The organism is Cutibacterium sp. KBN10P07758 (assembly GCF_050286205.1).
Classification (GTDB): domain Bacteria; phylum Actinomycetota; class Actinomycetes; order Propionibacteriales; family Propionibacteriaceae; genus Cutibacterium; species Cutibacterium acnes.
Map to the genome: position 1 here is coordinate 1,212,444 of NZ_JBNNQV010000001.1, position 24,502 is coordinate 1,236,945.

Sequence of the window (24,502 nt, forward strand, 5' to 3'; positions counted from 1 at the left end):
GTTTTCGTTGAAGTCCGTTGCCTCCGCCATACTCCTGCTAGCCTTTTTAGCGTCTAAACTAAACCGAATTAGCTCTCGTGGTAACGGCGCTGCGAGGGGTGGAGATCAAAGGAGCAGGACACATGAGGTTGAGTCGTCGTCACGTGCTCGCTAGTACTGTTGGGGTAGTTTCGACGGCGTTGATCACGGCACAGACGCCCGCAGGTATCGCGTTTGCAAGGCCTCGTAGGGCTTCTAGGGCAGTGACCACTGCGGTCTACATCGAGGTCAATCACGAGGATCTCGCGACTGTCGGGGCCTTCGTCCGAGAAGGGGTTCACCGCCCGGTCTTCGATCTGGCTATGATTTTTGCGGCGAATATCAACTATGACGGGTGCACGGCTTACCTGCACCTGAACGAGCGAGTTATGGAAACGCTCAGAGCTGCTGAAACTCAGATTCGTCCGTTGCAGCGTCGTGGGACGAAGGTACTCTTGTCGCTCCTTGGCAATCATGAGGGCGCCGGATTCGCCAACTTTCCAACCCGGCATGACGCTGACCGGTTCGCGGCTCAGGTAGCAAGTGTTGTTCATAGGTATCACCTTGATGGCGTCGACCTAGATGATGAATATTCCGAATATGGCAAAAATGGTACCGGTCAGCCCAATGAAGACTTTTTTGTTTGGTTTGTTCGTGCGCTGCGACGCCACCTAGGGCCTCATAAACTCCTCACCTTGTACTCGATTGGGCCATCGGTTAATCGAACTGTTTCGTCCGCGGGCAATGCATCAGATGACCTCGATTATGCGTGGAACCCGTGGTATGGCACCTATCAGGAACCATCGGTGCTGGGTATGCCTCGAAGTCATGTGGGGGCGGCGGCAGTTGACTGGGGACATACGTCGATCGAAATGATCCAGACGATGGCTTCTCAAACTATCCATGACGGTTATGGCGTCTTCATGACGTACGACTTGCGGGTGTCGACGAACCCGTCCCTCGTGCAGGCCATGACGACAGCCTTGGAAGGAAGGCGGCGACTTCGACAGTGACCGTCGAAGAAAAGGCCCCACGGTGGTCGTCGGCGGGATGTTCTGGCACACTGATGAAGGTGAGAACTTCCTGTCACGCAGAGCAAGGGAAAGCGAAGGATTTCGTGGGAAGCGGCAGCGATTTGGACAAGCTCGGTTTCGAGGCCGGGCAGGTCGTCCAGGAGCTCGGTTGGGACGATGACGTTGACGAGGACCTCCGTCAAGAGGTTATGGACATCATCGACGGTGACATGATTGAAGATTCGATCGACGCCGTTGACATCGTCTGGTTGTGGTTGCGTGCCGATGACGGTGATGTAGCCGACGGCTTGGTTGATGCTATGCGTGATTTGTCTGACGACGGGTTCATCGTCCTCGTCACCCCGAAGGTGGGACGCCCGGGCACTATCGATCCGGCTGATCTGTCTGACGGCACAGACACCGCTGGAATGGTGCTGACCACCAGCTACGACGTTAGTAAGGACTGGCAAGCCCACAAAATTGTGCGCCCGCGCGGCGGGCGGCGCTGACCCGTCTTCTTTCATATGCTGCCTACGGCATAGCTCCGTAGGGGGTGCGGCAGGATGTCCCAGTAGGACAGGTCGCGCCGGGTCAGCGCGACGGTGACCGTCTGCCTCTGGCCGGGCTCTAGTTCCACACGACGGAAGGCTTTGAGCTCGCGCACGCAGCGGTCAATGGTGGTGTTGGGGAAACCCGGGTAGACCTGAGGCACAGCAGCGCCGGCGCGGTCTCCGGTGTTGGAGACGGTGAAGGTGACGGTTAGCACTGGTTTGTCTTGCCCCGGTGGACTCGGTGACAGGGCAGATGGCTAGATCAAGGCCGGGGTAGGCGAAGTTGGTGTAGCTCAGGCCGTGACCGAAGGGGTAGGCGACCGGACAATTCGTGGTGTCGAGACCTCGATAACCGATGTATTTGTCCTCCCCGTAGTGCACGTGCTGGAATTCTCCAGGGACGTTGAGTTGAGCAGGGATGTCGGACAGTTTGACGGCGATGGTCTCGGATGGTTACCAGACGGATGACGAAGGTTCGTCAGTGACGCTCAGAGCTGTGAACTAGTGGTGACCGTTACTCCGGCATCTTCCATGACCGCCACGGCTGCGTTGCCCATCTCTGGGCTGACCGGCTCGCTGAGGTCGGTCAGGCATGTCGTGACGAACCCGAGACGCTGGGCGTCCAGAGCCGTGTCTTTGACGCAGTGGGACAGAGCCAAGCCGACGATGTCGACAGCCTCGATTCCGCGATCACGCAATACCGTCTCGAGAATTGACCCGTCCTCGGTAGTCCCTTCGAAACCGGAATAGGCTGCAGCGTATTGGCCTTTCTTAACCCGTGCGTCGACAGGAATCTTAGCGATCGCCGGATGAATCTCAGCTTCGTCGGTGCCAACAACCCCATGTGGCGGCCAGGAGTCCACAAAGTCGGGGTTGTTGGAGAAATGGTTACCGGGATCAATATGCCAATCCTGAGTGGTGACGACCATGTCGTAACAATTGTAGTGGGTTGGGATATACGTCGCGATCCGCTCGGCGCAGGCATTGCCACCCGTGACAGCCAGAGCGCCTCCCTCGCAGAAGGTCGGCTGGACGTCCACGACGAGAAGGGCACGGTGTGACGAAGTCATGGACACATCCTTTCACCACGTCTGGTTGTAGGTACGCTGACGCCATGGCAGTGAGCACCTATGAGGCAGCCCAGGATCGCTACGACACCATGGAGTATCGACGTTGCGGAACGAGCGGCTTATTACTCCCCGCTGTCTCCCTAGGGCTGTGGCACAATTTTGGAGATTTTCACCCCGGATCTACGCAGCGTGCCGTGCTGCGTCGCGCTTTCGATCGCGGTATCACCCACTTCGACCTCGCTAATAATTACGGTCCGCCCTATGGACAGGCCGAGATCAATTTCGGTCGCATCATGGCGACTGATTTCAAGCCCTACCGGGACGAACTCATTATTAGTTCCAAGGCTGGCTACGATATGTGGCCAGGCCCTTATGGGCAGGGTGGGTCTCGCAAGTACCTCATCGCCTCCTGCGACCAGTCTCTTAAACGGATGGGGCTGGACTACGTCGACATCTTTTATTCTCACCGGTTCGATCCGGAAACTCCGCTCGAGGAGACAATGGGAGCTCTCGACCGGATCGTGCGATCAGGTCGTGCCTTGTATGCAGGTATTTCCTCATATGATCCCAAGGAGACAGAACGTGCTGCCACCATTGCGCGTGACCTTGGCACCCCGTTACTCATCCACCAGCCGCGTTACAACATGTTTGATCGATGGATTGAGGATGGTCTCGTCGATACCTGTGAGCAGGAGGGGATGGGCATCATCTGTTTCTCTCCGTTGGCTCAGGGAATCCTCACCGACAAATACCTGAGGGGTGTTCCCGCCCAGTCGCGTGCTGGCATGGGAGCGGTCTCGCTGCGACCCGATCAGATCGACGACGTCACCCGCGCTGCAATTGCTGCCCTCAACGAGGTTGCCAAAGACCGTGACCAGACGTTGGCCCAGATGGCCCTCTCGTGGATCCTGCGTGAGCCCCGCATTACCAGCGTGCTTGTGGGGGCTTCCTCGGTACCACAACTGGATTCGGATATCGATGCGCTTAGAACTACCCCGTTCACCGACGATGAGAGAGTGCGTATTGAGTCGGTGCTGGCCGACCACGTCCTCTGATCTGTCTCGAGTCGTGCTACTCTCCTAGAGACGCCCTTTAATGGCGATCCCGTGAGGTCGCGAAGGTCGTGCCAGTAGGCGATTGCGTATATGCGCGTCGTCTGGCGTGCTCTACCCTCGCACCTGCGGTGTCCAGAGGTAGGAGCCTGCTATGCAACTCACCCAGTCATCTGGTCCAGTGACCGTTCTCGATTCCAAGGCTTTGGAGCGGGCACTGACGAGAATTTGTTACGAAATCGTCGAGCGCAACGAGGGGCTCGACCAGTTGGTCATCGTCGGAATTCGCACCCGTGGTGCGTATCTTGCACGGCGCATGGCTACCAAGCTGTCTTCCCTCGGCGATGTCGACGTTCCTGTCAGCGAGCTCGATATCACCTTGTATCGAGACGACCTCGACCCCAATGAGCACCGCGAGCGCCCGAAAACCCCGGTGCTCTCGGGCAATAACGTTCCTTCAAACTTGGCTGGTAAGACCGTCGTGCTTGTTGACGACGTGCTGTTCACCGGTCGTACCGTCCGGGCGGCCCTTGACGCCCTGGTCGATACCGGACGTCCCGACCGTATTCTGCTGGCGGTCATGGTTGATCGCGGCCACCGAGAGCTTCCGGTCCGCGCTGATTTCGTTGGTAAAAACATCCCCACTTCGTTGGGTGAGGCCGTGGACGTCCACGTCACCGAAGTTGATGGCGAAGACTCCGTCACGATTCGAAAGGTGGCTTCCCGATGAGCACTGAGGTTGTTGAAGAGTTCGACGCCGACTACACCGGACGTCACTTTTTGTCGGTCGAAGATATGTCCAGTGATGACGTCATGCGGATCATCGAGCGTGGTCGGCAATTCAAGGCCGGTGACGCTCCGCGCGTGGAGCCGGGTCACGTCGCTATCAACATGTTCTTCGAGAACTCCACCCGAACGATGACCAGCTTTCAGATGGCTGAGCACCGTCTCGGCATGAAGATCCTCGACTTCGATCCGGGCCACTCCAGCGTCACCAAGGGGGAGAGCCTCTACGACTCGGTGCGCACCGTCGACGCCATTGGCGCCGAGGTTGCCGTCATACGTCACTCCACCAACCACTACTACGATTACCTGCTCGCAACCGGGATGCTCGGCCTGTCGGTCGTCAATGGTGGGGATGGATCTGGTCAACACCCTAGTCAGTGCATGCTGGACCTCATGACTATCGCTGAGGAGTTTGGCCATGTCGACGGTCTAACGGTTGCGATCAGCGGCGATATCGTGCACTCGCGAGTAGCTCGTTCTGATGCTCAAATCCTTACCAGGCTTGGGGCCAACGTTGTCTTTACTGGACCGCGTGAGTGGATGGACCATGACGTCACCCGACTTGGCACGATGGCGACTCTCGACGAGGTCATTGCTGATGTCGACGTCGCGATGATGCTACGCGTCCAGCACGAGAGATTCGATGCTGGCCCAGACTTCTCTGCAACTGATTACTTACATACGTTTGGGCTCACAGACGAGCGCGCAGAGCGAATGAAGCCTCATGCGATCATCATGCACCCGGCTCCTGTAAACCGAGGATGTGAAATTTCCGGTCACCTCGTAGAGGCTCCCTCGTCTCGTATTTTTGAGCAGATGGGGAACGGAGTTATGGTGCGAATGGCTATTTTGGAACAGGTGTTGCACGGCAGGGAGACAAAATGAGCCGCCGGGTCCTCCTCACCGGGCTGACCATGCTGGTGGGAGCCACCCCGGTTCCCTCCCAGCTCCTCATCCGTGATGAGCGGATCGAGGCTATTTCACGAGGGCGGTCCAACGCCCTCGACGGGGCCGATGCTGAGGTCGTCGATCTTGGTGGGGCTCTGGTGACTCCCGGGATGGTGGACCTGCACGTTCATCTGCGCGAGCCGGGTCAGGAACATAAGGAGACTATCGCCTCAGGCACTGCGGCGGCCGCCCGAGGCGGCTGGACGACGATTTGTGCGATGCCCAATACTGTTCCTGACCCCCATAGCCCCGAGCTCATGGCCGACCTCAACCGGAGGGTTGAGGAATCGGCCGTGGTGCGGGTGTTGCCCATCGCCCCCATCACTGTTGGACTGACGGGCAATGACCTTGTTGACGTTGAGGCCTTGACACGGGCCGGGGCAGTGGCCTTCTCCAATGACGGCAAGGGAGTGCAGCTGGCCGGAGTCATGTACGACGCGATGCGGTCAGCCGCCGCGGTCGACCGTCCGATCGCTGCTCACGCCGAGGACGAGTCCCTGGTGCGGGGCGGGGTGATCAACGACGGACGTCGGGCTAGGGAACTCGGCCTACCTCCCATGACTCGTCTTACCGAGACTGTGCAGGTGGCCCGCGACGTCATGATCGCCGAGGAGACTGCTGCCCACTACCATCTGTGCCACGCCTCGACCCGGCAGTCGATTCGTACTCTGCGTCGGGGCCGTGAGGACGGCGCGAATGTCACCGGTGAGGCGGCTCCGCACCATCTGCTGCTGGCCGACGACGACATCCCCGACGATGATGGGTTCTACAAGATGAATCCGCCGCTGCGCACCCGTGACGACCTCAACGCTATGGTCGAGGGTCTGTGTGACGGGACCTTGACCTGTATCGCCACCGATAACGCCCCGCACGCGGCTGAAGAAAAGGCATGTTCCTTCCGCGATGCCGCTTTTGGGGTCATCACTAACGAGCACACCTTTGCCCTGCTGTACACCAACTTTGTGCTTGACCGGCGGTTCCGACTCGACCAGCTTGTCGACTGGCTCACCATCGGGCCGGCCGAGACCTTCGGGATACCGGAGGCCGGTCGGCTGCGAGTGGGAGGACCGGCCGACCTGGCCGCTTTCGACTTGCGCACCGAGATGACGATTATTCCCGGGGACGGAGCCGGGATGGGGCGTAACACCCCCTTCGCTGGTCGTTCCGTCCGCGGTGACTGCGTGCTGACGATGGTCGGTGGCCAGACGGTTTACCGTCGCGGCCAGCCGATAGGGAAGACTGACGACCACGAGATGGGAGACCCGCAGTGAGCAGACGCACCCTGTTATTGGCCGACGGGACAAGCTACCAGGGCGAGGCTTTCGGGGCCGATCGTGAGGTGAGTGCCGAGGTCGTCTTCACTACCGGCATGACCGGCTACCAGGAAACTTTGACCGACCAGTCCTATAACGGACAAATCGTCACCTTCACCTACCCCCTTATTGGCAATTGCGGAATCAACCGTGATGATATGGAGTCGCTATTCCCGACGACCGCCGGGGTCATCTGCCGCGAGGTGCCGCGACTGGCTAGCAACTGGCGCAATCGGCGTAGCCTTGGCGAATTTCTCACCACCCACGGCATCCCTGGTCTGGCTGGGATTGATACTCGTGCTTTGGTGCGTCGGTTGCGCACCGCGGGAGTCATGAAGGGTGTGTTGCTGGCCCCTGACGCTGATCTCGACGCTGAGCTGGGGAAGTTGCGAAACATCCACTTGCCTACCGACCAGATCGCCCAGGTGTCCACCCGCACCGCCTACCCGTCACCCTTGGGCGGGCGCAGTGTGGTGCTCTTCGACTTCGGTCTTAAGCACTCCATCTTGCGGGAGCTGAGCAGGCGAGGTTGTGCCGTGACCGTTGTGCCGTGGAACATCTCAGCCGATCGGGTGCGGGCCCTGGCGCCCGACGGCATCATGCTTTCTAACGGCCCCGGGGACCCGAAATCCATCCCGGGGGTACAGGATGTGGTGCGAGAACTGCAGGAGGGGTACCCGGTCTTCGGTATTTGCATGGGCCATCAGATCTTTGCTCTGGCTAACGGTGCCGATACCTATAAGCTGCGTTTCGGCCATCGCGGCTTCAACCACCCCGTCCGCGAGCTGTCGACCGGTCGGATCGACTTCACCAGCCAGAACCACGGCTACGTCGTTGATCCCGAATCGGTGTCCGGCACCGAGTTGGAGGTGACCCACATCGAGATTAATGATGAGACCGTCATGGGTGTGCGTCATACCCGACTCGGTTCTTTTTCGGTGCAGTACCACCCCGACGCCGCCGCTGGACCTCACGATGCCGCTCACGTCTTCGACGACTTTGTCGCTCTCATGGACGCCAATCACACTGGAGGCCAGAACTGATGCCCCGCCGTACCGACCTGCACCGCATTCTCGTCATCGGGTCCGGGCCGATCCTCATCGGTCAGGCTGCCGAGTTCGACTACGCCGGTACTCAGGCCTGTTTGGCACTCAAGGAGGAGGGGTACGAGGTCATCCTCGTCAACTCCAATCCCGCCACGATCATGACTGACCGTGACGTCGCCGACAAGGTCTACATCGAGCCGATCACCCTCGAGTTCGTCTCTTCAATTTTGCGTCGGGAGCGCCCCGACGCCATCGTCCCCACCCTTGGGGGCCAAACTGGCCTCAATATGGCCACTGAGCTGGCTAAATCCGGTATACTTGACGAACTTGGTATCGAGTTGCTCGGCACCAAGCTCTCGGCCATCGAGAAAGCCGAAGATCGTGATCTTTTCAAGCAGCTCATGGATGAGCTGGGTCAGCCGGTTCCGGCCTCCGAGGTCGTTCACACCGTTGATGAGGCGGTCAAGGTTGGGAACACCATTGGGTACCCGCTCATCGTCCGTCCCGCATACACCCTCGGTGGCACTGGCGGTGGTATGTGCTGCGATGAGGCCGAACTCGTACGTATCGTCGGGAAGGGGCTAGAGCTGTCCCCGGTCACCGAGTGCCTGATCGAGCAGTCGATCGCTGGGTTCAAGGAGATTGAGTACGAGATGATGCGCGATGGCGCTGACAACACCATGGTGGTCTGCACCATGGAGAACTTTGACCCTGTCGGGGTTCACACCGGCGACTCCATCGTTTTTGCTCCTACCCAAACCCTCACCGACGTCGAACACGAGATGCTGCGCGATGCCTCGATTGAGATCGTTCGGAGGCTTGGGATCGAGGGCGGCTGCAACGTCCAGCTCGCTCTCGATCCGAATTCCTTCCAGTATTACGTCATCGAGGTCAACCCACGAGTTTCGCGCTCCTCAGCCCTGGCCTCAAAGGCCACTGGCTACCCGATCGCCAAGATCGCCGCCAAGATCGCCGTCGGATTGACCCTTGACGAGATCCGTAACCCCGTCACCGGGACGACGTGGTCGATGTTCGAGCCCATGCTTGACTACGTCGTCGCCAAGATCCCACGCTGGCCCTTCGACAAGTTCGCTCAGGCTGATCGTCGTCTAGGCACCCAGATGAAGGCGACTGGTGAGGTCATGGCCTTGGGACGCACCATCGAGGAGTCCCTGCTCAAGGCGGTGCGTTCTCTGGAGATCGGCGTCGACCACTTAGCTCTGCGTGAGGTCGCTGATCTACCTGACGACATCCTTGAGGAGCGGTTGCTGCATGCTCGCGACGACCGTCTGTTTTGCCTGACTGAGGCGATCCGACGCGGACGCACGGTGCAAGAGCTGCACGAACAGACCAGGATCGACGTGTTCTTCCTCGACAAGGTTGCCCACATCCTCGAAATTGAGGAAAGGCTACGAGCCTGCCCCGATGACTCTGAGGCGCTATGGATTGCCAAGCGCAATGGCTTCTCCGACCCGGCCATCGCACGAATCTGGGGCGAGACCCCTGATGACGTGCGGGTTCGTCGGGTCGACAACGGGATTGTGCCAGTGTACAAGATGGTCGATACCTGTGCCGGAGAGTTCGAATCCTCAACCCCATACTTCTACTCGACCTACGAAATGGAGAACGAGTCGAAAAAGTCGCAGCGCCCTAGCGTTCTCGTCTTGGGTTCCGGGCCGATCCGCATTGGCCAGGGGATCGAGTTCGACTACGCTACCGTTCACTCCGTCAAGGCCATCCAGGCTGCCGGGTACGAGGCCATCATCATGAACTCGAATCCGGAAACGGTGTCTACCGATTTCTCCATCTCCGACAAGCTGTATTTCGAGCCGTTGACCTTTGAGGACGTCATGAACGTCATCGACCTCGAGCAGCCCGACGGTGTCATCGTCCAGTTCGGTGGTCAGACGGCGATTAACTTGGCCGGACCGCTCTCGGCGGCCGGGGTGCCGATCTTGGGAACCCAGGTGGCCGATCTTGACCGTGCTGAGGACCGGGAAGGATTCGAGTCTCTGCTCGCCGAATTGGGTATTCCGCAAGCCCCAGGTGGCACAGCACGGTCTTCCGAGGAGGCATTTGCAGTCGCTGAGGAGCTCGGTTACCCGGTACTGGTGCGCCCCTCATACGTCATCGGTGGGCGTGCTATGGCCATCGTCACGAGTGCTGAGGAACTTAAGCGGTACATGCGCGATGCTGTGCATGCCAGCCCTGACAAGCCGGTGTTGGTGGATCGCTACCTCAATGGTCTGGAGTGTGAGGTCGACGCGATCTGTGACGGCACTGACGTCCTGATCCCCGGCATCATGGAGCACATCGAGCGCGCAGGTGTGCACTCCGGTGACTCGATGGCCGTCTACCCGCCGCAGCGGATGAGCCAGCAGGTTGCCGACCGGATTATTGAGGTGACGACGAAGCTGGCTCGAGGCCTTAAGACCAAGGGGATCCTCAACATCCAGTTTGTCGTTGCCAATGATCCGGCGACCGGTGAGGAGACGGTCTACGTCATTGAGGCTAACCCGAGAGCCTCGCGTACCGTGCCCTTCCTATCGAAGGTAACTGGGGTGTCGATGGCTGAGGTAGCCACCCGAATCATCCTCGGCGAGACCCTCGCTGACCTGGGATTGCGTCCTGGCCTATTGCCGTTCTCGAAGCGCATCCACGTCAAGTCCCCGGTATTCAGTTTCTCGAAACTCGATCTCGTTGACTCCCACCTTGGCCCGGAGATGAAGTCGACCGGTGAGGTCATGGGATCCGACGACACCGTCGAAAAGGCGCTGTACAAGGTGTTCGAGGCAGCGAACCTACATGTTCCCGAATATGGCAAGATCCTCATCACAGTGACCGATGACGCCAAGCCAGAGGCACTTCAGCTGGCTCGTCGCTTCGATCGGATTGGGTTCCAGCTCGTGGGAACGATGGGTACTGCTCGCTTCTTTGACGAGGGTGGTTTGCGCATCGATGTTGCTGAGAAGATTGGGTCAGGGGAGGCTGGATCGACGGAATCCGTCCTCGACCTCATTAGCCGCAACGGCTGCGACGCCGTCATCAATGTCATGGGCAACGGCCAGGACACCATCATCGACGGTAAACAGATTCGCCGCGAAGCCATCGCTCGTGGCATCCCACTTTTCACCTCGCTGGATACCGCTGCGGCGATTTGCCGGGTCATGGAATCGCGGGTCTTCTCGACGGAGTCGATCTGATGACAAAGACGACTGGGTTTCGTCGTGGCCCACAGATGATGCGACTTGCCGACCGTCACGAGATTGCCACCGGAATATATTCGGTGCGACTCATCCCTCATGAACCTGTGCCACACGTTGTACCAGGGACTTTTCTTGATCTGTTGCTCGGTGGTGGACACGTGCTGCGCCGGCCATTGTCTATTGCGGACGCCGATGACGAGGGATACACCCTTGTCTTTCGGGTGGTAGGGAAGGGAACCGACACGCTCTCGGTAAAGCCGATCGGGGCAGAGGTAGACGTCTTGGGTCCGCTCGGTCATGGGTTCGACGTTGACGCGGTTCAGCCCGAGGGGCGGGCCCTGCTTATTGGTGGAGGAGTTGGGATCCCGCCGCTGTACTTGTTGGGACGGCGACTTGTTGAACGTGGCGTCGAGGTGCAGTTCCGGCTGGGATTCCGCGATCGAAACGACATCTTTTGGGCTGAGCGCTTCGGCCAGCTCGGTGAGGTTCTCGTCTCCACTGACGACGGGTCGGTCGGGACGAAGGGGACTGTCGCTCAGATTGCCGAGACTGACGAGGCTCGCCGTTTTGTCCCCGATCTCGTGCAGGCCTGCGGGCCTCTCCCCATGCTGAGATGGGTGAAGTCTGCACTAGCGCCGACCGTGCGTACCCAGCTATCTCTGGAGGAGAGAATGGCTTGCGGTGTAGGCGCGTGCTACGCCTGCGTCGTCGGTGATGCCCGAGACCCCGATCACCAGTTTCGGGTGTGCTTCGACGGTCCCGTGCTCGCGGCCGAGGAGGTTCTGCTATGACTAGATTGGCCGTGTCCCTTCCGGGCCTGAACCTTAAGAACCCGATCATGCCCGCCAGCGGGTGTTTTGGTTTTGGCGCCGAGTATGCGGAGTACTACGACCTGTCGGTGCTTGGGTCGATCATGGTCAAGGCGACCACCCTCGAGCCTCGCCGTGGCAATCCGGTTATTCGGGTGGCCGAAACCCCAGGAGGCATGCTCAACGCCATCGGCCTGCAAAATCCTGGCCTCGACGTCGTCATGGCCGAGAAGCTGCCGTGGTTGGCTGAGCACTTTCCGGACCTGCCCATCATCGCAAACGTCGCCGGTTACACCACCGAGGACTACGTCAGGGTCTGCGAGGTCATCTCGACGGCCCCCAATGTGGCCGCTGTGGAGATTAACATCTCTTGTCCCAACGTCAAGCGCGGTGGAATTACTTTCGGCACTAATGTGACCGCAGCCCATGACCTGACGCAGGCCGTCGTCGCAGCCGCTAGTGTGCCTGTCTACGTCAAGTTGTCGCCCAATGTCACCGACATTACCGAGATCGCGCGTGCGACCGCCGATGCCGGTGCCGACGGTCTAACCCTCATCAACACTCTCACCGGGATGAGGATCAACCTGGCACGGCGTACGCCTGTTATTGCTAACGCCACCGGTGGTCTGTCTGGACCAGCCGTTCTGCCTATCGCGGTGAGGATGATTGACGCCGTTACCCGGGTCGTCGACATCCCCGTCATCGGTATGGGCGGCGTGATGACAAGTGCTGACGCCCTCGAACTCATGATGGCTGGGGCTTCGGCAGTTGGCGTCGGGACCGCTAATTTCACCGATCCGTTGGCCTGCCCCAAGATCATTAACGGTCTTGAGCCTCTCATGGACGACTTAAGCATTGCCAGCCTTGAGGACCTTCGGACTCAGGTTAGGCAGTCTCGTTGATCCGACCACCACTCAAGGAGTTCATATGGACATCACCCGCCCGATTATCGCTCTCGATCTTCCTAGCGCCGAGGCAGCTCTTGACTTCGTAGGTCGATTCGACGGGGAGAATCTTTTCGTCAAAGTCGGCATGGAGTTGTTTTACGCAGCGGGGCCTAGTGTGGTGACCAGCCTCAAGGAGGCCGGGCACGACGTCTTCTGTGACCTCAAGCTTCACGACATTCCCAATACCGTCAAGGGTGCCGCTTCTAGCCTCTCCAGGCTGGGCGCGGACCTACTCACCGTCCATGCAGCCGGTGGTAGGAGCATGATGGAGGCTTCGCTTGAGGGCCTGGGAGATGCCGCCGAGACCACTCGTGTCATCGCCATTACTCAACTCACCTCCACCTCCCCGGAGGCGTTGAAAACTGAGCAGCTAGTGGATGTGCCGCTTGTCGAGTCGGTGCGCAACTACGCCAAGCTCGCCCAGGCTGCTGGACTGGCCGGAGTCGTCTGTTCGGCTCACGAGGCCGCCGATATCGCCTCGGTAACCGGTCCAAACTTCCTGCGCGTCACGCCGGGAATTCGTCCGGCAGGGTCCGCAGTAGGGGATCAGTCCAGGGTCGCCACTCCGGGCAACGCCGCCTCGATGGGGTCTTCGGCGATCGTGGTCGGGCGGCCCATTACCAAAGCTGACGACCCGGTAGCCGCTTATCACGCTATTCGCGATGACTGGAATGCCGGGCGTAAGGCCTGACGACAACACGACCTGGAGGAAATCGCAATGACCGTGACCAATAACGAGATCGCCCGCGAGTTTGCTGAGCGCCTGCTAGCCATCGAGGCCGTGTCGCTGTCTCCGGATGCCCCGTTCACTTGGGCATCCGGGCTACACTCGCCCATCTACTGCGACAATCGGGTGACCCTCTCGGATCCGCAGACTCGTGATCTCATTGCTGATGGGCTGGCTTCACTTGTTCGCACCAATTTCCATCAGGTCGACGTCGTGGCCGGCACTGCTACTGCCGGCATTGCCCATGCTGCTCTTGCCGCCGATCGGCTTGGCGCACCCATGGCCTATGTGCGCTCTGTTCCAAAGGACCATGGGCGGGGCAACCAGATTGAAGGGCGTATTCCAGCTCATTCGAAGGTCATCATGGTCGAGGACCTCATCTCCACAGGTGGCTCGGTGCTCAAAGCCGCCCAGGCGGTAGAGCGTGAGGGATCGACGGTAGTCGGCGTCCTCGCTCTCTTCTCCTACGAGCTGGAGAAGGGACACCGCGCCTTCGAGAAGGCGGGAGTGCCGCTGTATACCCTGTCGAATTATCCGATCCTGATCGAGGTGGCTGCTGAGTCTGGGCGGATCACATCTGAGCAGCAGGCGACGTTGGCGACGTGGTCGTCGGATCCACAAGCCTGGTCGGACGCGCACTGATGAGCCCGCTGGCGTTCTTGACCCGCTGACTGAGTCTCGTCTCCGGGTGGCAAACCCTCGCGATCTCGTTGGCAAATCCGCGTGGGTTCCTGGAGCAGGTGCCGGGCGAGGCCCTTGCCATCGACGTCGTGCGGCGTGTTCCGGCCCCGGCCCTGAAAGCCGCCACTAATGCTGATCACAGAGACGGTTCGCGGTTATCGGGTCGGCCGAACTGCTCGGGTGTCAGGGTTGTCAGACACGCTGGCTGGTTGGGTGGCAGTGGCGTTTTCGCCCTGCACGTCGAGCAGTTGTGGTCATGCGCCGACCGCATGGAACCTTGGTGGTGGCCCGGTCCGTTTGCTATGGGACCACGGGGAGAGGTACGTGACCGCGAAACGGGATCACACCCATCGCCGGGCGATCGCGACGGTCTGGTCGACGTATCCGCCGCCGAAGAGCCAGCAATGCACGATGAGCATATGGAGTTGGTGCAACCCGATTCGGTCCTCCCAGCCGTCAGCCAGTGGCGATTCCTCGTTGTAGGCGGCCCGGATTCGCTCGGCGAATGGGGCACCGAATACCGACAAGGCCGCGAGATCTTCTTCGGCGTGACCACCCTGAGCGGCAGGGTCAATGAGGACGACACCGTCGGGGGTCCACATGAGGTTGCCAGCCCACATGTCCCCGTGGGTGCGAGCTGCAGGGCAGGTGACTAACGCCGGCTCATCGTGATCAAGCGCCCCGCTTGCCAGGCGGTCGACGAGCTTGGACATGATCGCGCGAGCGTCAGCGTCGAGACTGTCCATATATGGTTCGATGCGGTACTGAGCGTAAAACTCTCCCCAGGAGGAGATTGGTTCGGACGGCAGTGGCAGGGGAGCACGGCCGATATACCCATCGTCGGGAACAAACCCGTCAGGTGCAGCCCCCAGGTGTGAGGCCCCGGCTGCGTGGGTGTGAGCCAGTCGGCGGCCAAAGTCCTCGGCTGCCTCGCGGGTGGGATGCCCAGTGGACAATTCGGGTTCGGTGAGCCATCCCTTGCCGTGGTCGAGCACCTCGACGATGCCGGCCCCATCTGGCCGGGCAGCAGCGAGCCACATTAGTCCGGCGACCTCGTAGTCAATGGCGTTCTTGTGGTGGTCGGTCTTGCGGAAGGTCATGGATCCTACGGTAGACGCGTAGGATGCAGTCGAAACCACCTCGTCCATCAGGAGTCTCGTGTCTGCCGCTGATCACCTCATGACAGTCCATCTAGTGTCGATGGGCTGCGCCCGCAACGACGTCGACTCCGAGGAGCTTGCGGCCCGAATGGAGGCTGGTGGGTTCCGCCTCGTCGACGACCCTGCTGAGGCGGAGACCGTTGTCGTCAATACTTGTGGCTTCATCGAGCAGGCCAAGAAGGATTCCGTCGATACCTTGCTGGCTGCCGCCGATCTCAAGGGGAATGGCATCACGACCTCAGTCGTTGCGGTTGGGTGCATGGCCGAGCGTTACGGGCGTGAGCTCGCGGAGTCTTTGCCTGAGGCTGACGCGGTGCTGGGTTTTGACGATTACGGCGACATCGCGGGTCGGTTGCGAACCATCTTGGACGGCGGATCGCTTGAGACCCATGTTCCCCGTGACCGACGTACCCTGTTGCCGATTAGTCCGGTCGATCGACCAACCGCACGCGCTGAGGTTTCTGTTCCCGGTCACGGCACGGCCCCCGACCTTTCAGCCTCCGTGACTCCGGATTCCGGCCCCCGAGCCACTCGGCGACGGCTCGGGACAGGGCCCAGTGCACCGCTGAAGATGGCCTCGGGCTGTGACCGTCGTTGTGCGTTCTGTGCCATCCCGCGTTTTCGCGGCTCTTACCTTTCTCGCCCGATCGCAGAAATCGTCGAGGAGGCTCGTTGGTTGGTGGACCACGGCGTCAAGGAAGTATTCCTCGTCAGCGAGAATTCCAGTTCCTATGGTAAAGATTTAGGAGATCTCAGGCTGTTGGAGAAGTTGCTCGTCAACCTTGATCAGGTTGATGGTCTGGAATGGATCCGAGTGTCTTATTTGCAGCCAGCAGAGCTGCGACCGGGGCTTATTGACACGATATTGGCCACCGACAAGGTCGTGCCCTATTTCGATCTGTCCTTCCAACACGCGTCGGGACCGTTACTGCGTCGCATGCGTCGATTCGGTGACGCCGAGTCGTTTCTGAATATCATCGATTCCATTCGCTCCCGCTGCCCGGAGGCCGGTTTGAGGTCGAACTTCATTACCGGCTTCCCTGGTGAGACCGATGCGGACGTCGCAGTTTTGGCTGACTTTTTACAGCGCGCCCGCCTCGATGTTGCAGGCGTCTTCGCCTACTCCGACGAGGAGGGCACCGAGGCCGCCGGACTTGATGGACACGTAGACGAGGACGTCGTCACTGCTCGTCGCGAAGACCTCGCTGATCTGACCGACGAACTCGTTTCCCAGCGTGCTGAGGACCGGATTGGAACCCGGGGGCGGGTGATGGTCGAGGAGATCGATGAGGCTGTTATCGGCAGGGCCGAACATCAGGGGCCGGAAGTCGATGGCTGCGTCACCCTGGTCGACGCAGCCGCAGTGAGCGTGGGGGACATCGTCGACGTCGAGTTCGTCGGTTCTGACGGTGTTGATCTCGTCGCGCGGCCTGCGAATGCCTAAGCCTCGCGACTAGCCGTCGATCTCAGCGCGCTGCCAAAAAGTGATCAATCCGAGTCGCTTCCAGGGCGGTGAGTCGCATGAGGCATCGTCACGCGACATACTGAGCCTATGGCCACGAAGAAGGACCGTCCCAGCAGCATCAACGTTCCCAATGCGCTGACCCTGCTGAGGGTCGTTGCGGTTCCCATCTTCGGATGGATGCTATTAGCCCATGCTCATGAAGGTGGCTGGCGGACGACAACGACGATCGTTTTCATGGTGGCGATCCTCACCGACTTCGTCGATGGCAAGGTTGCTCGTAAATACAACCTCGTCACCAACTTCGGCAAGATCGGTGATTCGATTGCTGACAAAGCACTGACCGGCATGGCCTTTATCGGCCTCTCGATTATCGGCGAACTCCCGTGGTGGATGACGATTATCATCCTGTTGCGTGAATGGGGCATCACCGTCATGCGAATGAAGATGCTCAAGTACAAGGTGATGGCGGCTAACAAGGGCGGCAAACTGAAAACGGCCATGCAGTCGCTGGCGATTACGCTGTTCTGCCTGGGCTTGTGGCGCATGCCTACTTTTGTCTACGTCATCGCCTGGGCGGTCATGATCATTGCCTTCGTCCTCACAGTGATTACCGGCCTGGTGTACATCCGCGACGCCATTCTCATTCGTAACCGCGCAAAGATGACCGAGTCCAGGCCGGCCCGGAAGCGCACGCTCAAATGACTGGCGATGAAGGAGCCCGTCGGCTCATTGCGGTGCTGTCTGAGCATGGAATGACGGCCGCAACCTGCGAATCTCTAACGGCTGGTCTTGTCGCCGCGACGATTACCACCGTTCCGGGGGCATCAACAGTGTTTCGTGGCGGCCTGGTCACCTATGCCAGCGAGCTTAAATCGACCCTGGCAAGGGTCGACGCACAGTGGATAGCGGAGAACGGCGTGATCAACTCCATTACTGCCGCCCAGATGGCCATGGGGTGTCGCAAGGTTTGCGACGCTGATCTCGGGATGGCATGTACCGGAGTTGCTGGGCCTGATCCCCAGGACGGCGAACAGGCTGGGACCGTGTTTATAGCGGTGGTCTACCGCGGGGCCCCGGTCGTTAAACGTCTCCAACTTGAGGGTTCGCGCGAGGAGATTCGGTGCGGCACAGTGGAGCGTCTCCTCGATTTGGGATGTGAGGTTGTTCTCGGTTCGGAAGGCTGAGGACGCGCACCTCAAGCAAGAAGTGAAAAATTCCGCGGTGTGGGGAATGTTTCATGAAGGCGATGCGTTGTCATGGATGAACCACCTGGGAGGAGATACCCATGAAATCAACTCTGTTGCGTGAAATGCTCGGCGAGTCTCTGCGGGAGCAGAGGTTCGCACAGGGGCGAACCTTGCGTGAGGTGTCTTCTGCCGCACGCGTGTCCCTTGGATACCTGTCGGAGGTGGAGCGAGGCCAGAAAGAAGCTTCTAGCGAGCTTATCTCGGCCATCTGCACTGCTCTGGATCTTCCCCAGTCCGATCTCATGCGCATTGTCAGTGACAAGATGCTCAAGAACGAAGACGCCCCGGAACACCGCATCACTGTTGCGGCTTGAACGTACCAAGCTTGTCAGGTTCCCGGTCCCGGGACCGGGAACGTCTACATTTAGGACGAGACAGCGGATAGTTAGCGCGCTAGCGGGTGGCCGAGGGACCGTCAGTCGATGGGCGCGTGGACGATTCGAATCGCGATACCCAGTGCGCGCAGCCGGGCTAGTTCTTCGGGGTCAGCAGAGTCGTCTGTAATGAGGAGGTCGACGTCCTTGGCCTCAGCCAGTTTGGCGAGGGTTACTCGACCGATTTTCGACCCATCGACAGCCGCAATAATGTGTGCTGCCCGTTTGATCATGGTGTGGTTAGTAGCTGCCTCGATACCGTCATGAGTCGTCAGACCACCCTCGGCGCTCATGCCGTCGCAGCCGACGATGGCTGTTCCGACATTGACCTGTTTGAAGGTGGATTCGGCCAAGGAACCGACGAGCTCGAGGGAAGATGGTCGCAGAACCCCACCAGTAATCAGGACCCTCTGCTGGCCCTGACTAGCAGCTTCGAGGGCAATGCTGACGGAGTTTGTAATGAGGGTCAGGTCGTGGCGATGATGCAGGGCCCGGACGATTTCGGTTGTCGTGGTTCCGCCGGTCAGACCAATAGCGTGACGTCCGATCGGCAGTTCGGAAGCTACGGCGTGGGCAATGGCTTCTTTGGCACGACGACGGCGACCGTCCCGTAGATTGACGGGTAGTTCGGCGCCAGTTCCGGCGCGACGCGCAGTTCCGTGTGAACGAATAAGCAAGCCTTGCTCGGCCAAGGAGACGACATCACGCCGGATCGTGGCCGCACTGGCCCCCAAGGCTGATGCCATGTCGCGGAGGGGAACCTCGTCGCGATCCCGTAGCATAGCCAAAATGGCCACCATACGATCATTGCGGCGAGAAGACGTCGAATGGGCGTCCGATGGCATTGTCCCCTCCCAGTTCGCCTGACGGGCTTGCGTGACATTGTGAGCGTTTCTGTGCTGATCCTACCGTGCTGGTAGCAGTGATGGGAGCAAGGGTGCAGCATAGTTGACATCGTTTGTGGCCCCCCATCACGTGATGCTCGGCAATGGAAGCGTGATACGACAGGTATGCCGTGTCGTAGTCTGTTGCGCCGATTCCCCGGTGTCTCGATCAGGTAGGGCCACACCGGTGAGCACAGTAACGGCGTTTCTTGACGATCACTATTGCCCCTTAGTTGCTCGTGACGGCTCTGGGAGTACATGCGGTTGGGATGGGCAGGGCTCGGTTGTGCGGGAGCGCATAGGCTTGGACTATGACAGAGACCCAATTGTGGACGCGGTTAGCCGAGGCGCTTGGCGACGACTACTGCCGCATCTGGGCTGCGCAGCAGGCGGTTCCGGGTCTTGACTCGCGGACCGTACAGGAAGCGTTGGCCGATGGAGTCGACGCTAAGATGATCTGGCGGGCGTGTTGGAAAACCTTAGAGCTGTCCGATTCCTTGCGGTGATCTGGAGGTGTAGCGGTCAGCGACGGTGACATGGTTGCGGAGCCGAACAGCAGCGGAACAAAACCGGAACATGGCGTGCTCGATAGTCGTCGGTGGTATTTGGCAGGGTTGTCCACAGCTGAGCGGACGGGCACGTTGGCAAGTTATCCACAGGTACAAAATTGCCTGACGAATTGTCCGACTCCGCTCCTACAGTTTGGGTGATGGCTCAGGGAGCTCGGTGGGGTTCTCTCATCGCCACATATGATCAACGTCGCGGCGGTGCCGCGCGTCAAATGGGGCGGGAGACCGCCTTCGAGGAAGGAACGACATGGCAGCGACCGCTGACCGCGAAAAGGCCCTTGCCACGGCCTTGCAGCAGATCGAGAAGCAGCACGGCAAGGGCTCTATCATGCGCCTTGGCGAGCAGGAGACCGTTAAGATCGCCGCTATCCCCACGGGCTCGGTGGCCCTCGACGTCGCGTTGGGTGTCGGAGGCCTCCCACGTGGCAGAATCGTGGAGATCTATGGTCCCGAATCCTCCGGCAAGACGACGGTGGCTTTGCACGCAATCGCTAATGCCCAGGCTGAAGGCGGCATCTGTGCCTTTATTGACGCCGAGCACGCTCTCGACCCGGAATACGCACGCAAACTCGGGGTCGATACAGATTCCCTGCTGGTGAGCCAGCCTGACAATGGTGAGCAGGCTCTCGAGATTGCTGACACCCTCGTCCGCTCGGGTGCCTTGGAGCTCATCGTTGTTGACTCGGTGGCCGCTCTGACCCCGAAGGCTGAGATCGAGGGCGAGATGGGTGATTCCCATGTTGGTTTGCAGGCCCGCCTTATGAGCCAGGCCCTGCGCAAGATGACCGGTGCGTTGAATGCGGCCGGTACCACTGCCATCTTCATTAATCAGCTGCGCGAGAAGATCGGTGTCATGTTTGGCTCCCCGGAGACAACGACAGGTGGTCGCGCCCTCAAGTTCTACTCGTCCGTGCGCCTCGACGTGCGGCGTGTCGAAACTCTTAAAGACGGATCAGAGATGGTCGGTAACCGCACTCGTGTCAAGGTTGCCAAGAACAAGGTCGCCCCACCTTTTAAGCAGGCAGAGTTTGACATCCTTTACGGACAGGGCATTTCTCGCGAGGGAAGCCTCATCGACATGGGCGTAGATTGCGGCATCATCACCAAATCCGGTTCGTGGTTCAGCTACAACAATGAGCAGTTAGGTCAGGGTAAGGAGAACGTCCGAAAGTTCCTCAGAGGTAACCCGGATGTTGCCAATGAGATTGAGGACAAGATCCTGACTCACCTTGGCCTGCGCGAAGCCGAGGTCCCTGAAGGTGTCGATCCCCGAACTGGCGAGGTGGAATTCTGAGTCGCCGACGCCAGAATCTGCAGCCAGAATTGACTGATGACCAGTGGTATGAGGAAGCTCGGGAGATCTGCCTCAAGCGACTGGATCGTCGGGCTAATACCCGCGGTGAGCTCGCGGATATCCTCGATTCCAAAGGGGTGCCCGAACCTGTGCGTGAGGCGGTCCTCGATCGCCTCACCGAGGTGGGGCTTATTGACGACGCTGACTTTGCGAACCGCTGGACGGCATCTCGACATGGGATGAGAGGATTATCACGTAGAGCCGTGGCTGCCGAGCTGTCTCGTAAGGGGGTCGACTCTCACGTCATCGAGGATGCGACGTCTCAGATCACCGACGCTGACGAACTCGATGCCGCCACGGAACTGGCGATAACCAAACTGCGTGCAGGACGCGGAATTGAAGAAGCTCGGCTGACTCGACGAGTCCTTGGGACGCTGGCCCGTAAAGGGTACGGTCCCCATATTGCGTGGGCTGCCATTTGTGCGGCACGTGATGAGCTCGGTGAGGAGCCCCCCGAGGCTCCGACGACTGGGCTGTTCGACTAAAGTCATATCGTTTACCGCTTGCCTCGTGTCTGACGGTCCTCGTACCGGGCACGATGAGGGCGACGATGCAGATCCGAGTCAGGATGTGAGAGAGGACAGGGCCATGCTCATCGCACTCATCGCAGTATCGGTGCTCGCAGTAGCAGCTATTATCGGCTCGCTGACAGACCGTCGAGCCATTGGCAGGAGGGCGGAGCGAGCGGAGTCAGAGCGCGACGTCAAGGCCTTGGAACTCTCCCGAAGTCAAGAACGGTTGTCCCGGGCAAGTCAAGATCTCGCCGATAGCCGCAAGGATGTCGCTAAGGCTCGAGCGGAGCTCGAGTCCAGCCGCACCCGGGCCTCCGATGAAGCTCGCCGTGCCGACAATGCTGATCAAGCCCGGCGTAGCGCCGAGGCTCTCTTAGAGATTAATCGTCGCTCCGTTGAAGAACTGACCGAACGCGATCACCGGCTGCAAGAAGCTCGCCGCCATCTCGAAGAGGGGCTCGACAAGATCGAGCAGGACCGGTTGGAGCTAGCCGAACGTAGTTCACAACTTGATGAGCGTGATGCCGAGCTTGATCGACGTCATGGTCAGATCGTTACCGAATTGGAACGGGTCGCCGGGATGTCCCTCGGTGAGGCCCGCGATGAGCTCGTTGAGCATCTGGGACGGGAGGCTCGCGTCTTCGCCGAAAACAGTGCCCGTGCCATCGTCACCGAGGCGACGGCGTCGGCTGAGGCTAGGGCTCGCCATATCGTGGCGGAGGTTATCCAGCGGTGTTCCTCCGAGATGGTTGCTGACACCGTCGTCAGTGTCGTGCCGTTGCCTAGCAACGAGATGAAAGGCCGAGTCATTGGTCGAGAGGGTCGCAATATTCGCACCTTTGAGCAAGTCACTGGTGTGACCGTCATCATTGATGACACCCCGGAGATCGTGCTATTGAGTTGCTTCGATCCAATGCGCCGTGAGGTGGCTCGGCAGGCTCTCACCGATTTGGTCGAGGACGGGCGAATTCACCCCATCAGTATCGAAAGAGCCCATCAACGAGCGGTCGACCGCATCGAGGACATGTGCCTGGATGCTGCCGCTGACGCTCTGTCGAGGGCGGGAATTGACGATATTGACGACCGTCTGCTGCCGATCCTCGGCTCATTGAGATTCCGAACCTCCTATGGTCAGCAGGTGCTAGATCACTGCGTTGAGTGCGCTCGGCTGGCAGCCAACCTGGCTGCCGAAATTGGGGCTGATATCGAGATCTGTCGTCGGGCTGCGTTTTTACACGACCTCGGCAAATCCCTCACTCCAGGTGTCGAGGGAAGTAGTCATGCTGCTATTGGTGCCGAGCTAGCACGTCGTTATGGTGAATCGGAGGAGGTTATTCACGCTATCGCCGCTCATCACGACGAGATTGATCCGGTGAGTGTCACTGACTTCATCGTCAAGGCCGCGGATGCTATCTCTGCTGCTCGGCCTGGGGCTCGACGTGAGTCCCTCGAAGCCCACGTTCGGCGGATGGACACCATCGAAGAGATAGCTACCAGCTTTCCCGGGGTCGTGCGCGCGTTTGCGCTGCAAGCAGGGCGTGAGATGCAGATTCTTGTCGACCCGGGCGCCGTCGACGATCACCAAGCCTCGCGCCTTGCCCGCCAGATCGCCCTTGCAATAGGGGAGCAGGTCACTGTTCCCGGACGGACCCGGGTTACTGTGATCCGTTCGTTCCAGGCAATAGAGACCGTCGGGGACGCGTGAATCCTGCCCTCCCGTCCTTGTCCTTTCGAGCTTCCGCGGGTCAGGCGATGCCCCAGTGCAGTGTGACGTCATTACCGGGCTCTAGTCGAATGACGTCACCGTGGGTCGGGCCCTCATTAAATGCGTCTGGGCCGCAGGTCATTGGTTCGACGGCCAGACTGTGGCGGTCGTCTGGAGTGTAGATTTGCACCCAGCTCATCGCGGCGTCGCCCCACAATTCGTGGCTCGTTTCACCGTTGGAGACCCGGATACGCCATGCGGGCGATCCGACGGTTCCGTCGCCTTTCACGGTGTAAGCGGTATCGAAGGTGCGCTGTCCGACCGTGAGACCGTTCAGCGTGTGGATGCTATCCATCTCGCGCATCTGCATTGGTAGCAGCCGATCATCGACCTGTAACCACGAGGTAAACGGGGCGTCGACTGTCCAGTCGTCGATGGTGCCACCCAGGCAGAGATAGGGGTGTGCTGCGTATCCAAACGGCACCGCTGTCGTACCGACATTGCGCGCGGTGACTTCAACAGCTAGACCGGCGTCGCTTAAGCGGTGGGTAAGGCGCACGCTGATGGTTCCAGGCCAACCAGGACGAGCCATGATTCGGATTGTTTGAGTCACCGATGTGTCGGTATGTTCCACTAAAGACCAGCGAGACCATGCCACTAGACCGTGAATAGCGTTGTGGCGATCGACCTCGCTCACGGCCAGCTGCTGCTCCATACCGTCGAAGGTGTAGTGACCGTCACGGATGCGGTTGGGCCAAGGAAGGAGCTGTTGGCCCTGAGATGAGGTCGGCGACTGATCAGCATCGAAGGATTTGATGACGTCTGTTCCCTCATAGTGAAGGCTGCGAAGGGTGGCGCCCTGCTCCGTGACGATGGCCTGCCAAGGGCCATGGGAGATCTCATACTGGGTGCCGGTGGGGAGTATGGCGTCATTGATCATGGCGAAAGACTAGCGCCGTGCGCTTTGCGGGCACGAGTCTTTAAACCCCGGTGTCTACGAATTTCCGGTGGTGACGCTATTGTTCATGGCGTAACGGTGCCCAGTGAAGGGTCCGTCAGCGTCAT

Annotated in this window: 26 protein-coding genes; 20 read left to right on the forward strand and 6 right to left on the reverse strand. The window is 59.7% G+C overall.

The annotated features are described in order from the left end of the window. The first annotated feature begins 242 nt into the window (after nucleotides 1-242). Nucleotides 243-1,031: an endo-beta-N-acetylglucosaminidase H gene (locus ACOYO3_RS05985; protein ID WP_002525002.1), complete on the forward strand. Its 789-nt coding sequence runs from the start codon at nucleotides 243-245 to the stop codon at nucleotides 1,029-1,031. Between the two features lie 53 nt (nucleotides 1,032-1,084). Then, the gene (locus ACOYO3_RS05990) at nucleotides 1,085-1,540 is read left to right on the forward strand and encodes a DUF3052 domain-containing protein (protein WP_002523914.1); all 456 of its coding nucleotides are present in this window, start codon (nucleotides 1,085-1,087) and stop codon (nucleotides 1,538-1,540) included. Between the two features lie 11 nt (nucleotides 1,541-1,551). Here ACOYO3_RS05990 and ACOYO3_RS05995 read toward each other — a convergent pair whose 3' ends face one another. Together ACOYO3_RS05995 and ACOYO3_RS06000 are read right to left on the reverse strand one after the other, a co-directional pair. Continuing rightward, nucleotides 1,552-1,797, reverse strand: a complete 246-nt coding sequence (locus ACOYO3_RS05995; RefSeq protein WP_002517864.1) for a fibronectin type III-like domain-contianing protein — start codon at nucleotides 1,795-1,797, stop codon at nucleotides 1,552-1,554. Nucleotides 1,798-2,070: 273 nt separating this feature from the next. After that, nucleotides 2,071-2,652, reverse strand: a complete 582-nt coding sequence (locus tag ACOYO3_RS06000) for an isochorismatase family protein (protein ID WP_002515543.1) — start codon at nucleotides 2,650-2,652, stop codon at nucleotides 2,071-2,073. 44 nt (nucleotides 2,653-2,696) lie between these two features. On the opposite strand from ACOYO3_RS06000, the gene mgrA reads away from it, so the two are divergent. The 10 genes from mgrA (at nucleotide 2,697) to pyrE (ending at nucleotide 14,128) form a co-directional block, all read left to right on the forward strand. After that, the gene (gene mgrA, locus ACOYO3_RS06005) at nucleotides 2,697-3,707 is read left to right on the forward strand and encodes an L-glyceraldehyde 3-phosphate reductase (protein ID WP_002517809.1); all 1,011 of its coding nucleotides are present in this window, start codon (nucleotides 2,697-2,699) and stop codon (nucleotides 3,705-3,707) included. A 151-nt stretch (nucleotides 3,708-3,858) separates the two neighbouring features. After that, nucleotides 3,859-4,434: a bifunctional pyr operon transcriptional regulator/uracil phosphoribosyltransferase PyrR gene (pyrR, locus tag ACOYO3_RS06010; protein ID WP_002517689.1), complete on the forward strand. Its 576-nt coding sequence runs from the start codon at nucleotides 3,859-3,861 to the stop codon at nucleotides 4,432-4,434. Continuing rightward, nucleotides 4,431-5,375 carry an aspartate carbamoyltransferase catalytic subunit gene (locus ACOYO3_RS06015; RefSeq protein ID WP_002517819.1) on the forward strand — a complete coding sequence of 315 codons (945 nt, stop codon included), beginning with the start codon at nucleotides 4,431-4,433 and terminating at the stop codon, nucleotides 5,373-5,375. Before pyrR ends, ACOYO3_RS06015 begins: the two co-directional genes overlap by 4 nt. Continuing rightward, a complete protein-coding gene (locus tag ACOYO3_RS06020) occupies nucleotides 5,372-6,709 on the forward strand; it encodes a dihydroorotase (RefSeq protein WP_002525001.1) in 1,338 nt (445 codons plus the stop codon). The genes ACOYO3_RS06015 and ACOYO3_RS06020 overlap by 4 nt, the downstream gene beginning before the upstream one ends. Then, nucleotides 6,706-7,794, forward strand: coding sequence for a carbamoyl phosphate synthase small subunit (locus ACOYO3_RS06025; protein ID WP_002525000.1), 1,089 nt, complete (start codon nucleotides 6,706-6,708; stop codon nucleotides 7,792-7,794). Before ACOYO3_RS06020 ends, ACOYO3_RS06025 begins: the two co-directional genes overlap by 4 nt. After that, entirely contained in the window at nucleotides 7,794-11,000 is a 3,207-nt protein-coding gene (gene carB / locus ACOYO3_RS06030; protein WP_002524999.1) for a carbamoyl-phosphate synthase large subunit, read from the forward strand. Before ACOYO3_RS06025 ends, carB begins: the two co-directional genes overlap by 1 nt. Then, nucleotides 11,000-11,794 (forward strand): dihydroorotate dehydrogenase electron transfer subunit, encoded by a 795-nt coding sequence (locus ACOYO3_RS06035; protein ID WP_002517886.1) that lies wholly within the window; start codon nucleotides 11,000-11,002, stop codon nucleotides 11,792-11,794. The genes carB and ACOYO3_RS06035 overlap by 1 nt, the downstream gene beginning before the upstream one ends. Next, nucleotides 11,791-12,714 (forward strand): dihydroorotate dehydrogenase, encoded by a 924-nt coding sequence (locus ACOYO3_RS06040; protein ID WP_002517834.1) that lies wholly within the window; start codon nucleotides 11,791-11,793, stop codon nucleotides 12,712-12,714. Before ACOYO3_RS06035 ends, ACOYO3_RS06040 begins: the two co-directional genes overlap by 4 nt. 25 nt (nucleotides 12,715-12,739) lie before the next feature. Beyond that, nucleotides 12,740-13,450 (forward strand): orotidine-5'-phosphate decarboxylase, encoded by a 711-nt coding sequence (gene pyrF, locus ACOYO3_RS06045; RefSeq protein ID WP_002524998.1) that lies wholly within the window; start codon nucleotides 12,740-12,742, stop codon nucleotides 13,448-13,450. Between the two features lie 27 nt (nucleotides 13,451-13,477). Next, complete coding sequence (pyrE, locus tag ACOYO3_RS06050; protein WP_002517721.1) at nucleotides 13,478-14,128, forward strand: orotate phosphoribosyltransferase; 651 nt, start codon at nucleotides 13,478-13,480, stop codon at nucleotides 14,126-14,128. Nucleotides 14,129-14,508: 380 nt separating this feature from the next. Here pyrE and ACOYO3_RS06055 read toward each other — a convergent pair whose 3' ends face one another. Beyond that, complete coding sequence (locus ACOYO3_RS06055) at nucleotides 14,509-15,315, reverse strand: fructosamine kinase family protein (protein WP_002515547.1); 807 nt, start codon at nucleotides 15,313-15,315, stop codon at nucleotides 14,509-14,511. A gap of 31 nt (nucleotides 15,316-15,346) precedes the next feature. Here ACOYO3_RS06055 and rimO point away from each other — a divergent pair, with 31 nt between their 5' ends. The 4 genes from rimO to ACOYO3_RS06075 all read left to right on the forward strand — a co-directional run bounded on the left by rimO (nucleotide 15,347) and on the right by ACOYO3_RS06075 (nucleotide 18,353). Then, on the forward strand, nucleotides 15,347-16,771 hold the full coding sequence (gene rimO / locus ACOYO3_RS06060; RefSeq protein WP_002520470.1) for a 30S ribosomal protein S12 methylthiotransferase RimO: 1,425 nt from the start codon (nucleotides 15,347-15,349) through the stop codon (nucleotides 16,769-16,771). A gap of 108 nt (nucleotides 16,772-16,879) precedes the next feature. Continuing rightward, nucleotides 16,880-17,494 (forward strand): CDP-diacylglycerol--glycerol-3-phosphate 3-phosphatidyltransferase, encoded by a 615-nt coding sequence (gene pgsA / locus ACOYO3_RS06065; protein ID WP_002517845.1) that lies wholly within the window; start codon nucleotides 16,880-16,882, stop codon nucleotides 17,492-17,494. Then, nucleotides 17,491-17,976 carry a CinA family protein gene (locus ACOYO3_RS06070; protein WP_002524996.1) on the forward strand — a complete coding sequence of 162 codons (486 nt, stop codon included), beginning with the start codon at nucleotides 17,491-17,493 and terminating at the stop codon, nucleotides 17,974-17,976. Before pgsA ends, ACOYO3_RS06070 begins: the two co-directional genes overlap by 4 nt. Nucleotides 17,977-18,077: 101 nt before the next feature. Then, nucleotides 18,078-18,353 (forward strand): helix-turn-helix domain-containing protein, encoded by a 276-nt coding sequence (locus ACOYO3_RS06075; protein ID WP_002513709.1) that lies wholly within the window; start codon nucleotides 18,078-18,080, stop codon nucleotides 18,351-18,353. A 101-nt stretch (nucleotides 18,354-18,454) separates the two neighbouring features. Here the strand turns inward: ACOYO3_RS06075 and ACOYO3_RS06080 are convergent, their stop codons facing one another. Then, complete coding sequence (locus ACOYO3_RS06080) at nucleotides 18,455-19,213, reverse strand: DeoR/GlpR family DNA-binding transcription regulator (protein ID WP_002517774.1); 759 nt, start codon at nucleotides 19,211-19,213, stop codon at nucleotides 18,455-18,457. Between the two features lie 395 nt (nucleotides 19,214-19,608). Between ACOYO3_RS06080 and ACOYO3_RS06085 the strand changes: the two genes are divergently transcribed. Continuing rightward, entirely contained in the window at nucleotides 19,609-19,803 is a 195-nt protein-coding gene (locus ACOYO3_RS06085; protein WP_002515520.1) for a DUF3046 domain-containing protein, read from the forward strand. On the opposite strand, the gene ACOYO3_RS06090 is transcribed toward ACOYO3_RS06085, so the two are convergent. Beyond that, a complete protein-coding gene (locus ACOYO3_RS06090; protein ID WP_002523923.1) occupies nucleotides 19,777-19,962 on the reverse strand; it encodes a hypothetical protein in 186 nt (61 codons plus the stop codon). The two genes, ACOYO3_RS06085 and ACOYO3_RS06090, sit on opposite strands and share 27 nt — an antisense overlap. Nucleotides 19,963-20,113: 151 nt before the next feature. Here ACOYO3_RS06090 and recA point away from each other — a divergent pair, with 151 nt between their 5' ends. Genes recA through rny form a run of 3 tightly spaced genes read left to right on the forward strand, consistent with a single transcriptional unit; the run spans nucleotide 20,114 to nucleotide 23,437 of the window. Next, nucleotides 20,114-21,160 (forward strand): recombinase RecA, encoded by a 1,047-nt coding sequence (recA, locus tag ACOYO3_RS06095; RefSeq protein ID WP_002515492.1) that lies wholly within the window; start codon nucleotides 20,114-20,116, stop codon nucleotides 21,158-21,160. Next, nucleotides 21,157-21,705 carry a recombination regulator RecX gene (gene recX, locus ACOYO3_RS06100; protein WP_074323620.1) on the forward strand — a complete coding sequence of 183 codons (549 nt, stop codon included), beginning with the start codon at nucleotides 21,157-21,159 and terminating at the stop codon, nucleotides 21,703-21,705. The genes recA and recX overlap by 4 nt, the downstream gene beginning before the upstream one ends. A gap of 25 nt (nucleotides 21,706-21,730) precedes the next feature. Then, nucleotides 21,731-23,437 carry a ribonuclease Y gene (rny, locus tag ACOYO3_RS06105; RefSeq protein ID WP_427305810.1) on the forward strand — a complete coding sequence of 569 codons (1,707 nt, stop codon included), beginning with the start codon at nucleotides 21,731-21,733 and terminating at the stop codon, nucleotides 23,435-23,437. 40 nt (nucleotides 23,438-23,477) lie between these two features. Here the strand turns inward: rny and ACOYO3_RS06110 are convergent, their stop codons facing one another. Further along, nucleotides 23,478-24,377: an aldose 1-epimerase family protein gene (locus tag ACOYO3_RS06110; RefSeq protein ID WP_002515534.1), complete on the reverse strand. Its 900-nt coding sequence runs from the start codon at nucleotides 24,375-24,377 to the stop codon at nucleotides 23,478-23,480. Between the last annotated feature and the right edge of the window lie 125 nt (nucleotides 24,378-24,502).